Genomic DNA, 16,263 nt, shown 5'->3' with positions numbered 1-16,263 from the left:
GCTTTGCTCGGCCGCTACCGGATCGATGTCGGATCAGCCCTTCACCGGCGCCAGTTCCCACGGACCGTTGCCTTCGAGGGTGAGGACCTGGGTGTGATGCTGGTCGACCGTGCTGCGGTGCGCCACCGAGACGACGATGGTGTCCGGCACCTCGGTGCGAATCAGCTTGTAGAGGGAGTATTCCAAGCCCTCGTCCACGGCGGAGGTGGCCTCGTCGAGGAAGACCACCTTGGGGCGGACCAGCAGAATGCGAGCGAAGGCCAAGCGCTGCTGCTCACCCGGCGACAGGATCTTCGCCCAGTCGGCCTCTTCATCGAGGCGGTCGACGAGATGGCCGAGGTGGACCTTGGCGAGGACCTCACGCAGCGTCTCGTCGGTGACGTCCTCGGCCTTGGCCGGGTATTCGACCGCAGTCCGCAGATCGCCGAGCGGGAGATAAGGGAGCTGGGACAGGAACAACGTATCGGTGCCGGCAGGCCGGCTGATCTCGCCGTCGCTGTACGGCCACATCTGCGCGAGCGCGCGCAGCAACGTGGTCTTTCCGCTACCCGAGGCGCCCTTGACGACCAGCGCGTCAGTGGGGACGAGTCGCAAATTCAGGTCGTCGATGAGCACTTCACCGTCGGGCTTGCGGACGTCGACCTTGTCGAGGCGCACGGCGTCGTCCAGGTCGACGGCGGCGAGCTTGGGCAGCTCACGCGATTCCTTGCTGGCAAGCAGCAGTCCATCGAGACGGATGAGGGAGGCCCGGTACTCGGCGAAGTCGTCGTAGGACTCACGGAAGAACGACAGGGAGTCCTGAATTTCCCTGAATGCCGTAGCGGTCTGATTCATTCCACCCAGGGTGATCGAGCCACTGAAGAAGCGCGGTGCCTGAATGAGATACGGGAAGAGATAGGCGGATTGGGTGACCACGAAGTTCCAGCCGGTGAACTTGATGTACCGATAGATGTAGGCCCACTGGACCCGGATCACCGCGGCGAATCGGCTGAGCAGGTTGGTCCGCTCGACACCCTGACCCCGGTAGAACGCGATGCTCTCCGCCGCGTCACGCACCCGAACGAGCGCGTAGCGGAAGTCGGCCGTGGTCCGTTCTCTCAGGAAGTTGATCCGGATCAGCGGGTGACCGATCCAGAAAGCGATCACGGTGGACACCAGGACATAGGCGAGCACGATGACCAGCGCTGCCCGGGGAATGGTAACGCCGAGAATGGTCATCGGCCCGGACAGATCCCACAGGACCTTGGTGAAGGACACGACCGAGACAACGGCCGTCACCGCGCCGAGCGCCAGTGCGCGGGACTGCACGGTGAACGTGTCGGTGTCGGCCTGGATTCGCTGGTCGGGGTTGTCGATCGTGTTGTCGATGAACCGGGCCCGGTAGAAGGCGCGGCCCTCCATCCAGTCGCCGGTGACACGCTCGGTCAACCACACCCGCCAGCGGATGTCGAAGGCCAGTTTGGCGTACAAGTACACCAGTTCTTTGACCGTCCAGATCGTGATCAGCAGGGTGAACAGCTTCGCGGAGTTCCAGAACCCGGTCTTGGCCTCCGAGAGTGACGCGTCGTCACCGGAGCTCAACGCGGATGCGGCGAGCTGGAACGAGGCGAACATGTCGTTGCCCCAGTAGCTGATCAGCACGCTCAATCGCACAGTCAGCAGAGCCATCGCCAGCAGTGCCGCGATGAAAAGCCAAGTGCGCCAAGCTCCGGGGCCGCGGAAATAATCACCGCTGACGTACCAGAACTGGCGACCCCACTTTGTCAGCCTGAGCAGCAGTACGGCGATCACCACGAATGCCACTGCGGTGATGAGGAAGGCGATCCCGAGCCATTTCAGGCTCTCGAACCACTCGACGCTCCAGTCTCTAGACGTCTCCACGCATGCATCCCATCCCACGACGGCCGAAATTCGGCGCAGTCTAACCCGGCTCGAGCACCTGCGCCGGACATGCGGCACGCGCCTTCGACCATCGATTGACCACCGAAAACGTACGTAGGTTAGCCTAGGCTGACTTACGCTGGAACTTGCTCTACGGAGGGTGCACCCATGACGACTGTTCGGACTTCGCGCGGCTGGCGACGCGCGGCGCTGACCGCGCTCGCCGGTGCCCTCACCCTCGGTGTCGTCGCCTGCGGCTCCACTGACGAGGTGACCACCGAGAGCGAAGCGGTGACCATCACCCACGCCCGCGGCGAAACCACCGTCCCCGGCACCCCGAAGAAGATCGTCGCCCTCGGCAACCAGTGGCTCGACAGCTCCCTCGCGCTCGGCGTGGTCCCCGTCGGCTACATCGACAATGTCTCCGCGGTCTCCAAGAGCACCCCGCCGTGGACCCCGGAATCCCTGAAGCAGGCCACCGCGCTCAACACCACCGGCAATATCGCCGAGCAGGTCGCGGCACTCGAGCCGGACCTGATCCTGGCCGACCCGTTCATCGCCGATCAGAAGACCTACGACGACCTGTCCAAGGTCGCCCCCACCCTGCCCGCGCTGACCAAGGACGCTGTCACCCCGTGGCAGGACCAGGTCACCGCGCTGGGCAAGGTGCTGCACAAGGAGTCCGACGCGAGCGCGGTGATCAAGAAGGTCGACGACAAGATCGCCGGCATCGTCACCGCCAACCCCGGCCTGAAGGGCAAGACCTTCGCCAGCACCTGGCTGGCGAGCCCCGCGCAGCTGATGGTGCTGACCGACCCCAACGACGGCTCGGCCAAGGTGTTCACCGCACTGGGCATGGGCATCCCGGCCAACCTCACCGCGCTGCCTGCCAACCAGGGTCGCCTTGCGCTGTCGCCGGAGCGGGTCGACGAGCTGTCCGCCGACCTGCTGCTGGCCGGTTACTCCCCCGGTCTCGACGAGAAGTACCGGCAGCTGCCGGGTTACGCCGATCTGCCTTCGGTGCGCAAGGGTTCGGTCGTGTTCCTGACCACGCAGGAGATCAGCGCGATCAACCAGCCGAGCGCACTGTCGGTGCCGTACATGTTGGACAAGCTGGAGCCCGCGTTCGCCGCCGCTTCGAAGTAGGAACCGAAACCGTTCGACCCAGCAAGGACTCGCCGTGCTCGCCTCCGCATACCCCGCCCAGACCCGATTCGCCCTCCGCGCGGGCGTCACCTGCCTCACGACTCCCGCAGGCGCGGTGCTGCTGAACCCGCCGCGCAACGAGAAGCTCACCGGTCTGGGCGCGGGTGCGCTGCAGGCGCTGAAAACCCTGAACCAGGGCCCGGCGACAGCGGCGGAGATGGCGACCGCGGCGGCGGGTGACGACATCACCGCCCTGATGCGCAAGCTCACCGATGGCGGCTGGCTCTCGGTGACGGTGCGCGACGGCGGCCGCGACCTCTACAGCATCCGCCCCTTCGCCGACCCCGCCCCGCGCCCCGAGGCGGCCTTGCCCACCTGGTCGGCGACGCTGTCGAAATTCGCTGTCCTGCACCGCGACAACCAGGGCTTCGTGCTCGAACACCCGCGGTCCTGGTGCGACCTGCGCATCCACGACCCGCGCCTACTGGCCCTGCTCGACGGTCCCCTCGCCGCCGACTCCCCGGTTCCCGCCGCCGTGAAAACCCAGTTCATGGCGGATCTGCAGTGGTGCGGTTTCCTGGTGGACGGCGACGAGGAGGAGCGCGAGTTCACCACCCGCTCCTGGAACACCCCCGACCTGTGGTTCCACCGCCGCAGCACCCTCGGCGCCCGCACGATCACCTGGGACGACTTCGGCCCCACCCGCTGGGCCGACGGCCAGTTCGCCGAATTGCCTTCGCGCCACGCGTCATTCGCGAGCGACCCGATCGCCCTCGCGAAGCCCGACCTGGTCTCGCTGCGCGTCTGCGACCCGAGCCTCGCCGCCACCATCGAAGACCGCGTCTCCACCCGCGCCTTCGACGACGCCGCCCCCATCACCTCAGTTCAATTGGCCGAGTTGCTCTTCCGCACCGCCCGCACCCGCGAAGACGGCTCCCGCCCCTACCCCTCCGGTGGCGGCGCCTACGAACTCGAGATCTACCCCGTGGTGCGCAATGTCGCAGGCCTGGAAAACGGTATGTACCACTACGATTCGGCCGACCACGCCCTGCGCCTCGTAGCGCCCGCCGACTCCCCCGCCGTCCAGAAGCTCCTGAAATCCACCTCCGCGACCTTGGCAGGCGGCGCGCAACCCCAAGTCCTGCTGCTGGTTTCGGCCCGCGCGGGCCGCGTCATGTGGAGCTACGAACAGGTCGCCTACGCCAACATCCTCAAACACGTCGGCGTCCTCATGCAGACCGTCTACCTCACCGCTACCGCCATGAACCTCGGCGTCGTCGCCCAGGGCTTCAGCGACACCGCCGCCTTCGCCGCCGCCACCGGCCTCGACGAACTCGAAGAGTGCAACGTCGGGAGCATCATCGTGGGCTCACCGACCCGCTGACCTACGTCCGAAGATCTCCTTGTGAACGGGTGCCCCAGCGATCGCCTGGGCGCCCGTTCGCACGGAAGTCCCTGGCCAGAGGGGGAACTCGCTAGTTGCTAGTGCGCGCGGGAGTGTGTAGCGTCACACGAACAAGAACGGCCGCCCGGTGAGCTACCAACTCACCGAACGGCCTGGGTACGAAACAGTCACTAGCTGTTCGCACCGTGGGATGAAATCCTACATGCAACGGCTCGGCGCTCCATGCGTCGGGCTTTCGTCGTTTCGGGGGTGAAGTCTGCCCTGACGACGGGCTATCTGTGTCGTGTCCTGGGCCTGGCCGCTCCTGTCGGTCGTTATCGGAGAGCCCGACCGAGGGACAGACAACCCTGTTAACCCAGCCTCCTGCGAGCACCTTCGTCGTACGCCTCGCACGTACGCACCTGGTCGGTTCGGGAGTGCACACCTTCGCCCAGGTCCGACATCGCCACACGCCGAAACGGGCGTGGGGCCAATTGTGTTGGCCGAGGACGCAAATCGGGGTTCGGTGCGGGGAAGCGGGCAGGGATGGTTACGACACCGGCACCCCTGGGTGCTCCGCTGACCTCACCGCCAATCCAGCTGGCCGTCGACAACGGTCGGCCTCGAATAGCCGTCGAACTCGGACCCGGTGCGCAAGCTCGTCGCGAGGTCGGTCAACATCGCGCTGATCGACACCCATAACGGGCCCGCGTCATCGGCATCGACCTTCTCGAACCGGGTGACGCAGCCGTATAGCTCGCCCGGCCGGGTATCGACGAACAGCAGGTAGCCGTCCGCACCCGCGAAGGGGATGAACTCAGGCAGATATGTCCCCGCCGGGTCGCCCGCCTGGCCGTCGGGATCGACCTCGAACCCCATCTCCTCAGCCATCGGCCCCCACACCTCCAGCTCGAGCTGACGCTCACTGAGAACGCGATCCAGATCGAACAGTTCGTCGCCGGGCAACAACCGCACCCACTGTTCGGCGGGAAACCCGTTGATCAAGGTATAGAGCTGGACCAACTCGGCAGGCCATGACCGACCGGTCGCGACAGCGGTCGCCCGAATCTGCTCTTCTGTCGCCCCGCCGATCGCCACCGTCGCAAGATTGCCCCGCAACCACTTCTCGATTTCGCCGAACTGCTCGGCGACCGACCCGGCCGGGGTCGAATACTTCGGCTCCATGACAATCCCCGTCCTCGCGCCTCAGCCCTCGTCGATGACACCGACGATGACGAGGGCGACTACTTCCGTAAACGAACCTACCTGCGAGTCAAGGGCGCCCGATCACGAGGATCCTTGTATCTCCAGGTACCAGATCGTTTGGTCGCCCCCCATGCCCTTGGTTACCGCTGACTTCGGGCTCACGAGGGAATCCGGAGTTGCGTAGGTCAGCCGCTTGACGATCGGACCTCGCTGTCTGTCGTCGTAGGCGAGGACAACCTTGCCCTCGTGTACGAACACCTGTGTCGTCGATTCGGAGTGGGTGTGTAGCCCGGTCCATTTCGCTCCGTCCGTCCCCAGTGTTCGGTTGAGCTTGTCACTGGTGTTGGGGGAACTGAAGCTGTACATGCGGTCCCACGCGCCGATCTGAATTCCCGATGATGTGACGATGTCGCCCAATCGAGCGGTTCCCCGTTCCTCCAAGAGGCGAGCGAAAGCTGCCGTCAATGCAGGGTTCCCGTCCTGAACGGAGATTTGTTCACCGCTCGAAGAAGAACTACATGCCACTACCGGGGTCAAAACTATCGCGGCCACGAACGTCGACAGCAGCCGACCGCTCATCCGTTTCCGAGTACGCACCTTCACTCCTTATGCGGCTTCACCGCTTCGTCGGACCCAAATCATTTGGGCGACGGCTTGTTGTCTGGAATCAGTGAGCCTGGCAGCGATTGCTGCTGGTCGCTTCGCTGGCGTCGTCGGACAACAACGCCCCGCCGATCGCCACCGTCGCAAGATTGCCCCGCAACCACTTCTCGATTTCGCCGAATTGCTCGGCGACCCGGCCGGGGTCGAATACTTCGGCTCCATGACGATCCCCGTCCTCACGCGAGACGTGCGTCACATAATGCAACCGCAAACGACTCCCGCGCGTCCAAACTCATGACGTGCTTCCTGACAGATCGAGGGTCTCATGAACGACGACTGGTCGGCGCCGACGTGGGCTTCCAACGACGCGTTGCGTGCGCAGATCGATTCGATGCTCGACACGTTCAACACGGAGAAGGCCGCCTTGCTCGACGCCCAGTCCCATGCCACGGAACTGGTAAGCGTGTGGTCGGCCGACGGCCTGGTCCGCGTCTCGGGCACGATCGCGGGCGTGTCAGAGGTCCATATCGCCGCGGACGCGTTCAAGAAGACGACGCCCGAGTCGTTGGGCAGCTCGGTCACCGAAGCCATTAGCGAACTGACGCGGCAGACCTCGCAGATCCAACAGCAGGCATTGAGTTCGCTGACCGGGTCGATGCCGGACCTGTCCGACCTGGTCCCCGGCGCCCCGAGCATGAAAGACCTCATCGCCCAGTTGACCCCGCCACCACCGCCGCTACCCGAGCCGGTCGTGGAGGCTGCACCCAGCCTCGTCGATGACACCGACGACGACGAAGGCGACTACTTCCGTAACCGGAGCTACCTGCGATGAGTTCGGTCAACGTCGACCCCGAAGCACTCCGTAACACCCAACCCGGGTTCGTCGCGGTCGCGTCCACGATCACCACCGCTGCCCAAGCCCTCGCTGCGGTCATCGCCGCCGAAGGTGAATGTTGGGGTGGCGACGAGATCGGTGCCGCGTTCGCCAAGAACTACACACCCGGTGTCGATCCCGGCCAAAAAGCGGTGACGGGGCTGGCGACTACGATGACCCAGTTGGGCCAGAACATGGTCACCGTCGCCGATACCTTCCAAGCCCAGGACACCACCCAGGCCGGCGCCATCGGTCAGGCAGGGGGTTCGCTGTAAATGGGTATCGAGATTCCCGGCGAGCTGCAATGGGTCGCGCAATACGTTCTCGGAGCAGGTGATTGGCCCGACGGTGACGAAACCGCGATGCGTCGGGTCGCTGATGGGTGGACCGCGATGGCCAACACCCTCAACACTGTCGACGACGACGCCGCGACAGTGTTGAACGTGGTGCTCTCGGCGATATCCGAAGGCGAAACCCACACCTCGATCCAGACCTTCCGCGACAAACTACTGTCCGGTGATCAAGCCACTTTTACCGCGGTCCGGCAGTGGTGTGAGAAGCAGGCCGAGCTGCTCGAAGACGGTGCCAACGATATCGAGCACACCAAACTCGTGATCATCGGCACGATGATCGTGACCGCGGTCTCGCTCGTCGCGGCCCTTGCGACCTCCTGGACCGGCGTCGGAGCGGCCGCCGGTGTCGCCGCACGAGTCGCGGCGCAAGTCGCGATCCGTACGGCGATAAAGCAACTCATCGCCCGCATGCTCACCCGTGGTGCCGCCAAAGCCGCGGCCCGACTTGCGTTGCGGGGCGCCGCGTTCGAAGCATTGGAAGAAGGTGGCGTCGACCTGGCCGCGCGGATGATCCAGGTCTCCAACGGCGACCGCACCGCGGACAAGTTCGGTTGGAAGGACTGGAGTCTGGCGACTGTCGGTGGTGCGGTCGGTGGTGCGGTCGGTGGTGTTCTGGGTGGTGGCACTGGCGCTCTCGGCGATGTCGCATCCTCTACCGCAGGCAAACTCGCAGGCAAGGTAGTCGGTGGCACGGTCACCGAACTAGGCGCTGACGTGTCGGCCCAAGTAGCCGCCGCCGGCGTCGGCGCGGCTTTGTACGATCGTGAATTCCAGCTCGATTTCGGCGTCGATACGTTCACCAGCGCTGGCGCGGGTGGTGTCCAGAGCGCAATCGAATCCGGTGGTCACGGCGGAAATGCCACGGCACCGACAGTTCCCGAGTTGGGCACCGAACCGCCTGGTGCGACATCCCCTACTGGGACTGACACGCCGTCAGAGGGCGGGAACCCGTCGCCGACCGACAACGGCAGCCCTGCTGATGGTGCCCCTACGACCCCGGCCGGAATCGACACCGAAAGCCCCACCGACGGCGCAGCCCCCACCACGCCGGCAGGAACCGACAACGGCAACCCAACGAACGGCGCGCCCACTACGCCAGCCGGAACCGACGGCGCCCCGACCGCACCGGCGGCCACAGGCGAACAGGGGACGGCGGGCAACGAGGCGCCCGCACCCCAGACCACCGCGCCCGATACTCCAACAATGGACGACCCTTCCGCTACTCCGAACAGCAACGGCGCGAACGGAACTCCGCCCACTAGCGACTCCGCACCATCCAACACCGACGGGACCACCGACTCCGCACCGCCTTCGACTCCGAACAGCCCGGCAGCCTCGGAGAACCCACCCGGCGACACCGAGCCATCCAGTCCGAACAACAGCCCTGCCGACACTCCCTCGACCGGCGACACGACCCAGTCGAACCCGAACACCAACGCGCCCAATGGAACACTCAGCCAGGGCGATGCGACACCATCGAGCGTCACTGACACGTCAACACCGACGAACAGCAACCCGCAGTCGACGAACCCGAGCACCGAAGCACCCGCCGACACATCCTCACCCAATCCGCCAAGCTCCACCGGATCAACACTTGATCTCCCCTCCCAGGACCGCCCAACCCAGGCGAGCGCTCCAGCCGACAACGCCCCCACCGAACAACAGAACCCGACCTCGGCTACCCCGAACGGCACCGGACAACCGAGCACCATCCCTACGACGCCCGCCAACCCTGAGTCGACATCGCCGGCACCCGCGGCAACTGCCGCCCCGGAGTCGACCCCCCAGCAATCGCCAACCTCTACTCCTGCTGCAACCACCAGCTCGCCGGCCACGACCTCCCAGCCGGCAACCCCGACGAACAGTCCGACGCACGCTCCTTCCGACACCACCCGCCCGTCCTCCACGGACACCTCGACAGCGACAACTCACACCGCGACTGCTCCCCAAACCACAAGCCCCACAACAACACCAGCCGCGTCGATCCCGCCGTCCACTGCTACACAGACATCAACGCCGGCACCCCCAGTAAGCCAAATTCCACCGTCAGCGTCATCGCCCAGATCGACCACGACACCCCCGGTAACCACCGGAACCCCGCCGACAGCTTCCGAAACGCGCCCAGCAACCAGCCCCGACAGTCGGCCGAGCTCCACCACGCTTGCCAACTCCGCCCAGACTGCACCGCAAAGCGGCACTCCCACAACAACTCCGACACCGGCTCCGACAACCCGATCACCCGACCCTGGTTACAGCCCCGATGCCCGACCCAGCCAGAGTCCGGGTACTCCCAGGACGCCTACTGTCGGGCCCGCGAATGTCCGGGGGACCGCACCAAATCCCGCTAACGGCCCCGCGCAGATGGCGCCTTCCCAGTCGTCGGCGCCTCCATCAAGTCCCACCCCCCAACAGATTCAGAATGCAAACCAGTCACGTATCGCCCGCGAGAGCCTGCGCCCGCAGCAGCCCGACGCCGGTGTTCAACCGGTCTCCGACCACAACGGTAATCGGCGCTTCATTGTTGGGCGCTACGCGACAGCACTCGGTGCTCCGGTATCGGTTCTGCGGATAACGGTTCGGATTATCGGCGGTGGCCACCTCAATTCCGCTGAGGTCAACGAATTGATCGAACGCGCTCAACTCGCCGTCGATCTGCATTTCAACGGCGGAAACCAGCTTTCCTCTGGCGACTGGGTGTTGGCAGACTTGGTTCCGCTTGCCGGACCCGGCATGTCCGACATGACGATTGATTTGACTCCGGGAAACCCTAACAGCGTCAACACTGCGGCAGACCTAGAGGCATTGACCACACTATTACGGCAACAGGTCGGCTTGCCGCCGAACAGCGGCTCCGTTCTTGACGCGAACGACCTTCAACAACTGAGTAACAACATCGGCAACGCGAATATACCGGGTCAGACTTCCCCTCCTACCTTGGATGAGGTCGATCATGGTCACCCGGGGCTGTACGACCGAACTGGGAATAGTGATCCGACCCCCGTAACTCCGCTTCAGGATCCTGCCGGATGGATCCAAAGGGTAAACCCGGGATATTCACACCTCCCCGGTACCAACAATAACTGCGGCGACTGCAGTCGTGCCTCCGAAATGAGATGGCGCGGTGTGGAGAACGAAGCTGGCCGCAGTACAAACCCGCCACAGGTCGGTGAACCAATGTCGTGCATGACAAGCTGGGAACGCGGCGAAAGGATCCCGGCGACCTTCCAAGAAATCCGGGATACACTTTCGCAACTCGGGCCGGGGGCGAGCGCTATCGTTGGCGTCGACTGGCACGGCGGCGGCGGTCACTGGTTCAACGCCTTCAACGTCGAAGGCACGCCGATGGCATCGGACTCGCAGAACTCCACAATCGAGCCGTGGCCGCCGACGGGCCAGGGCCTCGGGTTTGATGAGAGCGACGCAGTTTTTGTAGACGTGATGTACATCGATGCAAATGGAAACCATCTCAGAGAAAGTGAGCTCCCTTGATCAGCGAACCTGAGGCAAGAGAAATTGCCACCAAGTTTCTGGCTTCAGAAGACTTCACGCTCAGCGAGTTCGACGCCGGTTGGCGGGTCGTTCACACTTCTCCAGGCAGGGGTTCAGCCAGTCTTGTTATAGAACGGGAAACCGCCGATATCGTGAGCTTTCCATCCTCGGTACCCCCTCGTAGAATTGAGACCGGCTACGCTACCGTTCGACCCAAAGGGTGGCGCCACGAACCAGAACCTGAATAGGCGGTCGTTGCTCAGGGATCGGCTGTGCCAAGAATTCCGATGGTCGAGACTTTGCCGAATGGTGCTCTGCCCCGCGCATTCCCACGTTTTCGAGTGTGGTAGCTCGCTCCCCCCGGGGTTCGTGGGCGTGGTTCCATGCATGTGAATGCCTGAAGTTCTGTCGCCTCTCGGCGGTCCGTGATCGCGTTCCATCGAATTTCGACAGGGCTCACCGAGCGTTCCGCCGGCTCGTTCCTCGACTGGCACATCCAGCGCCTAGGCGAGATGTTCGGGCGAGATCTCACCGTTCTCGACCTTCGGCCGCCGAATGTTCCCAGGTCGTCAACCGCGTTGGCGCGAATCACTGTGGGAGTACCTGGTGAAGACTGCTTGTGATGGGATGGAACCGATCGGCTTCGGGGTGCGTCTAAGTTGATGTAGGCAGGTTACTGCCGTGTCCGACCAAGTAGGAGAGCTGTGCGAAGCGTTGTGGTGATGCGGGCTGTGGTCTGTGGTGTGGTCGGGGCGGCTGTGCTTGCGGGGTGCGGTGGGACCGAGGAGGGGTCGGCTGGGCCCACGACGACTGTGCGAGATCCGGACAGTATCGAGGTGTTCAATCCGTGCCGGGGGGCGTTGTCGGATGAGGTGCTGACGAGCGTCGGCCTCGACCCAGCCACAAAGGGCGTGCTCACTGACCCGCCAACGGGGCCCTCCGCGTGGCGGGTGTGTGACTGGATGCCACTCGATGACCGATACGGCTCCGGTAGCCGCAGCGTCAGCGTCTTCTCCACCAGCTTCACGCTGGACCAGGCTCGCAACAAAGAGTCTGCGACGGTCATCGGCGAGACCACGGTGAACTCTCGGGCGGGGCTGATCTCCAAGGAGAATTCGGACAATGAGAGTTGCTATGTTTCGTTTGAAGCGGAACAAGGCATGTTCGAGATCAATGTCGCATGGCTGAGTACCGAAGGATCGCACATCGGGGACACCTGCGAGATGGCAGCGAAGTACGCGGCAGCACTCGAGCCGCATCTGCCGAAATAGCAGCGGGGAGGAATCTAGATGTCACAGGACCACGCCACCTATTGGCGAAACATGAAGACACAGGCGGTCAATGGTGAGTTCAGGATCGAGGAAGACCTCGGCCAGGCTCTTGCAACCGTCGTGAGCCAATACATCACAGATCTCGAGCGACAGAGGGGCTACGCGCTGCGTCTCGACCGACTGACTGGTTGGGGCGGACTCCCGTCCGCCGAGACGATCCGCGCCAAGTACGAAGCCAAAGCAGTAGCAGGCGGCGCCGGTGACCCTAACGACTCCGCCGTCAAACGCCTCGACCAGCACATCGCCATCGCCCGCGACCAGCGCGACACCTTCCTCGCGGCGATCGGCAAACTACAAGCCGTCGACCAGCAGACCGCGGGCGCGCTCGGCGCGACGGGGGCGAGTATCTGATGGGGTTCTGGGGTGATGTCGGCGATGCCGGTGAGGCCGTCGGCGAATTCTTCGTCAGCGTGGGCACGCTGGGTGGTTTCAAGATCTGGGACAACCACAATCGGTCCGACAACGCCGACAACGAACGCAGCACGCTCGACAATGACGGCAAGCAGGCGTGGGAGGGCGACCGCAGCATCATCGGCGACGAAATGTCGAGGTTGCTGGCCGGCACAGCGGTGACCATGGAGGGAGAGAAGGTCTCCCCCGAGGCCTTCAGCACGTGGTCGCATCAGCAGATCTGGGATGCGTTGCGCGGCAAGGACGGCCAGCCCGGTGTCGATGCCGGCCAGATCAACGCCAGCGCGGACGCTTGGCGGCGCCTGACTACGGGAACCGAGACCGCGGTCAACAACTACCGAACGAGCTTCGAGCGCGTGTTGTCCGAGAAGTGGTCGGGCGCATCCGGAAACTCGGCGATCGATGGGGTGAAGAGCTACACCACCGAAGCCGCGAAGCTGCCCACCACATTCCAGATGGTCGCCAATGGCATCGACTACATGGAAGGTGTTCTCGGACAGGCGAAGATCGCCATTCCGAAGCCGGAGGAGGTTTCGACTTTCGACGAGTTCGTCAGCCATATCCCCGGCAACGGCGTGGTCAAAGCGGCAAAGCACCGCGCGAATGAAGCCGAGGAAGACGCACGGCTCTTCATGATCGGCACCTACCAGCCCGGCTCGATCACCGTCGACAGACAGACTCCGATTCTGCCCCTGCCCCACAACAACATCGGCGACCCGGGCAGCGTCCCCGGCACCGGAAACAACGGCGACACCGGTGGTTCCAACGGCAATACCGGCGGCAACAATGGTGGCAACCCGGCTACGGACACCGCTGGTACGCAACAGGATCCGGCCGCCACGTCGCCGCAGTCGACCGACCCCGGTGACGATCAGAACGAAGACGAGACCGGCGACGACTCCACCGAGCCGAGCGCGACCGACCCAGCCGCAACCACGCCCGCCGCGACCACACCAGTTGGAACCGGCACCCCGACCACGCCCGGCGGCGGATCACCCGGTACAGGATCACCGGGTTCGGGCTCACCCGGATCAGGTGTGCCGAACGGCGGCACACCAGGCGCCGCCGTGCCTGGAACTCCCGGCGGTGCGGGCGCGGCAGCAGGGGCGGCGGGTAACCGCGCCGGAGCAGGCAGCGCCGCAGGCGGTAGGGGCATGGGTGGCATGCCCGGCATGATGGGCGGCGGCCGTGGTGGCGGCAAAGGCGAGGACGACAGCGAGCACGCCATTCCGGACTACCTCATCCAGGATCGGGAAGACGAGCTCATCGGGCTGCTTCCGCCGACCCTGCCGCCAGGTGGGGTGATCGGCGCGTGAGCTGGAACCAAGCGCCGGCTATCGCGGATCGACACACGAGTTGGCAGCTCGACCCGCACGCGTTCGCTGTCGGGTTCGAAGCCCATGGCCGCGACCGCCTGCCCTACCCGCTGACCTTCCGACCCGAATTCGCCGAGACCAACGAGATCCACCAGGAGCGGCGCGAAGCAGCCTTCGCCAGGCTGCGACAGGTCTACGACGACGGTCTGCACAAGGTGTTCCGTGCTCTGCTCGAGCCTGAGGTTCGCGTCGAGATCGAGGGATTACACGGGCCTGGTCAGTCCGAGGCCGTCCGCGCGTATGCGGGAATCATCGAGGACCACGCGGCTTTGGCGGTCCAAGCATCAGGTCCCACCCGCGAGCAAGGCGGGGATATCACCTTGAGCATCGTGCCACTGCCAGAGCTGGCAGCCGCCATCGTCGCGAAACTTCCTCGTGCACATGGTGGTTCGACGCCACGCTTCGAAGGCCGTCGCAGCGACCTCGACACCGCCACCTACGCCCGCCACCCCACCCGCCTCTCCCCCGCCGAACAGACGCAACGATTCTTCCGTCGCCCCCGCACCGGCACCGGCGAAATCACCGTCTACCCAGGCTTCCAGGTGGACTCGCGCCCCACCACCGACGGCAAAGCCTTCCTCTGGCTGGACTACCCGACCGACGGCCGCTACCTCATCCAGCACCACGACGCCGACAACTTCACCGTCATCCCCGGCCCACCCGCCGAACTCCAACACCGCCTGGCCAACCACATCGCCATGTTCACCGAGCGCCGATAAGGGGTAATGCCCACATTTGGCGGTATCATCGACGTTACTATCATCAATGATACTAAGGGGTGCGATGGACTTCGTCGGGCGATGGCACGAGTTGCACACCTTGGGCGCCGCCCTGTCCGGCATCCGCTCCGCGATCGGAACCTCGAAACCGGGGTGTTGCCTGATCCTTCGCGGCCGTCGCCGTATCGGTAAGTCTGCAATGATCGAGGAGTTCACCCAGCGCAGCGGTGTGCCAAATGTCTTCTACACCAGCGAGATCGGACTCGGAACCGACCCGTTGGCCGAGTTCTCCGACACGGTCGCGCATTCCTCGCTGCCCGATGCCGAGATCTTCGGCGAGGCACTTCCGGCCAACTGGACCGCAGCCCTTCGGCAGCTCGCCGGCATTCTGCCCGACGGTGAGCCGAGTATCGTCGTTCTCGACGAGCTGCCCTACCTGATGGACGATTCCGGCGCGTTCGAGAGTGTCTTGCAACGCGCGTGGGACCGCGAACTGTGCCGCAAACCGGTGCTGTTGATCCTGATCGGTTCCGATCTCGCCATGATGGCCGCGCTCACGTCGTATGGGCGCCCGTTTCATCAGCGCGGCACCGAGATGCGCTTGGGCCCGCTCAATCCTGCCGATGTGGCTGTCATGACCGGCTCCGATGCCGCGGTAGCCTTCGATGCCACCCTCATCACCGGCGGACTGCCCATCATTTGCGCGCGATGGCGTGCTGGCGAGGGCGTGTGGGAGTTCTTGATGAGAGAACTGGCCGACCCGGTCAGTCCGCTGATCGTCTCCGCGCAGCTGTCCCTGGCGGCCGAGTTCCCCGATCAGACGTTGGCGCGCCGAGTTCTCTCTGCGATCGGCAGCGGCGAACGAACGTTCACCAATATCGCCCGTGCCGCCGGCGGTCTGGCCGGTACGAGCCTCACGCGTGCCCTGACCCTGCTGGTAGACAAAGGAATCGTGGCCGCGGAACTACCGATCAGCCTCACCTCATCGAAGGAACGCCGCTACCGGATCACCGACTCCTACCTACGGTTCTGGCTCACCTTTCTCGGCCCCTATCTGCCCGAACTGGATCGCCTGCGCAGCGACTTGACTGTGGATCGGATTCGCCGCGGATGGACGAGTTGGCGCGGGCGCGCGGTGGAACCGCTGGTCCGCGACTCGCTCGCCAGGATCCTCCCGGCCCAAGGCATCCCCGCCGTCCCCGCCATCGGCGGGTATTGGACTCGCACCAACGACGTGGAAATCGACATCGTCGGCGCCGATCGGGAACCGGTCGCGAAGGAGCTCGCCTTTCTCGGTTCCATCAAGTGGCTCGAGAACTCACCCTTCGACCTCCACGACCTCACCGCACTGCAAAACCACCGCTTCCGGCTGACCGATGACCCCATCCCTTTGATCGCCGTCAGCCGCTCCGGCATCTCCACCGACCACCTTGCCGCCTCCTTCACCCCCGACGACCTGATCGCGGCGTGGCGGCGTCCATGAAGCCGGC

14 protein-coding genes are annotated in these 16,263 nt (G+C 64.6%); 10 read left to right on the top strand and 4 right to left on the bottom strand.

The window, feature by feature from the left end; all coding sequences use genetic code 11:
• Positions 1-33: 33 nt before the first annotated feature.
• The gene (locus ACWZHB_RS32435; RefSeq protein ID WP_427905513.1) at positions 34-1,881 is read right to left on the bottom strand and encodes an ABC transporter ATP-binding protein/permease; all 1,848 of its coding nucleotides are present in this window, start codon (positions 1,879-1,881) and stop codon (positions 34-36) included.
• A gap of 168 nt (positions 1,882-2,049) precedes the next feature.
• On the opposite strand from ACWZHB_RS32435, the gene ACWZHB_RS32430 reads away from it, so the two are divergent.
• Positions 2,050-3,027 (top strand): ABC transporter substrate-binding protein, encoded by a 978-nt coding sequence (locus ACWZHB_RS32430; protein WP_427905512.1) that lies wholly within the window; start codon positions 2,050-2,052, stop codon positions 3,025-3,027.
• A gap of 34 nt (positions 3,028-3,061) precedes the next feature.
• Positions 3,062-4,411, top strand: coding sequence for a SagB family peptide dehydrogenase (locus ACWZHB_RS32425; protein WP_427905511.1), 1,350 nt, complete (start codon positions 3,062-3,064; stop codon positions 4,409-4,411).
• Between the two features lie 585 nt (positions 4,412-4,996).
• Here ACWZHB_RS32425 and ACWZHB_RS32420 read toward each other — a convergent pair.
• The 3 genes from ACWZHB_RS32420 to ACWZHB_RS32410 all read right to left on the bottom strand — a co-directional run bounded on the left by ACWZHB_RS32420 (position 4,997) and on the right by ACWZHB_RS32410 (position 6,476).
• Positions 4,997-5,596, bottom strand: a complete 600-nt coding sequence (locus tag ACWZHB_RS32420; RefSeq protein WP_427905510.1) for an SMI1/KNR4 family protein — start codon at positions 5,594-5,596, stop codon at positions 4,997-4,999.
• Positions 5,597-5,698: 102 nt separating this feature from the next.
• Positions 5,699-6,214 (bottom strand): hypothetical protein, encoded by a 516-nt coding sequence (locus tag ACWZHB_RS32415; protein WP_427905509.1) that lies wholly within the window; start codon positions 6,212-6,214, stop codon positions 5,699-5,701.
• Positions 6,215-6,284: 70 nt separating this feature from the next.
• Positions 6,285-6,476, bottom strand: coding sequence for a hypothetical protein (locus ACWZHB_RS32410; protein ID WP_427905508.1), 192 nt, complete (start codon positions 6,474-6,476; stop codon positions 6,285-6,287).
• A gap of 69 nt (positions 6,477-6,545) precedes the next feature.
• On the opposite strand from ACWZHB_RS32410, the gene ACWZHB_RS32405 reads away from it, so the two are divergent.
• From ACWZHB_RS32405 to ACWZHB_RS32370, 8 genes are all read left to right on the top strand, one after another.
• Positions 6,546-7,052, top strand: coding sequence for a YbaB/EbfC family nucleoid-associated protein (locus tag ACWZHB_RS32405; RefSeq protein WP_427905507.1), 507 nt, complete (start codon positions 6,546-6,548; stop codon positions 7,050-7,052).
• The gene (locus ACWZHB_RS32400) at positions 7,049-7,369 is read left to right on the top strand and encodes a type VII secretion target (protein WP_427905506.1); all 321 of its coding nucleotides are present in this window, start codon (positions 7,049-7,051) and stop codon (positions 7,367-7,369) included. The genes ACWZHB_RS32405 and ACWZHB_RS32400 overlap by 4 nt, the downstream gene beginning before the upstream one ends.
• Positions 7,370-10,936, top strand: a complete 3,567-nt coding sequence (locus ACWZHB_RS32395) for a WXG100-like domain-containing protein (RefSeq protein ID WP_427905505.1) — start codon at positions 7,370-7,372, stop codon at positions 10,934-10,936.
• A gap of 722 nt (positions 10,937-11,658) precedes the next feature.
• The gene (locus ACWZHB_RS32390; RefSeq protein ID WP_427905504.1) at positions 11,659-12,207 is read left to right on the top strand and encodes a DUF3558 domain-containing protein; all 549 of its coding nucleotides are present in this window, start codon (positions 11,659-11,661) and stop codon (positions 12,205-12,207) included.
• Between the two features lie 18 nt (positions 12,208-12,225).
• Positions 12,226-12,618, top strand: a complete 393-nt coding sequence (locus tag ACWZHB_RS32385) for a hypothetical protein (protein ID WP_427905503.1) — start codon at positions 12,226-12,228, stop codon at positions 12,616-12,618.
• Positions 12,618-13,994 (top strand): PPE domain-containing protein, encoded by a 1,377-nt coding sequence (locus ACWZHB_RS32380; protein ID WP_427905502.1) that lies wholly within the window; start codon positions 12,618-12,620, stop codon positions 13,992-13,994. The genes ACWZHB_RS32385 and ACWZHB_RS32380 overlap by 1 nt, the downstream gene beginning before the upstream one ends.
• The gene (locus ACWZHB_RS32375; protein ID WP_427905501.1) at positions 13,991-14,773 is read left to right on the top strand and encodes an ESX secretion-associated protein EspG; all 783 of its coding nucleotides are present in this window, start codon (positions 13,991-13,993) and stop codon (positions 14,771-14,773) included. Before ACWZHB_RS32380 ends, ACWZHB_RS32375 begins: the two co-directional genes overlap by 4 nt.
• Before the next feature lie 16 nt (positions 14,774-14,789).
• Positions 14,790-16,256, top strand: a complete 1,467-nt coding sequence (locus ACWZHB_RS32370) for an ATP-binding protein (RefSeq protein ID WP_427905500.1) — start codon at positions 14,790-14,792, stop codon at positions 16,254-16,256.
• The last annotated feature ends 7 nt before the right edge of the window (positions 16,257-16,263 follow it).

Source organism: Nocardia sp. FBN12, assembly GCF_054031145.1.
The sequence above is the reverse complement of the archived record's forward strand: the minus strand, read 5'-3'. Positions and strand labels throughout refer to the sequence as shown.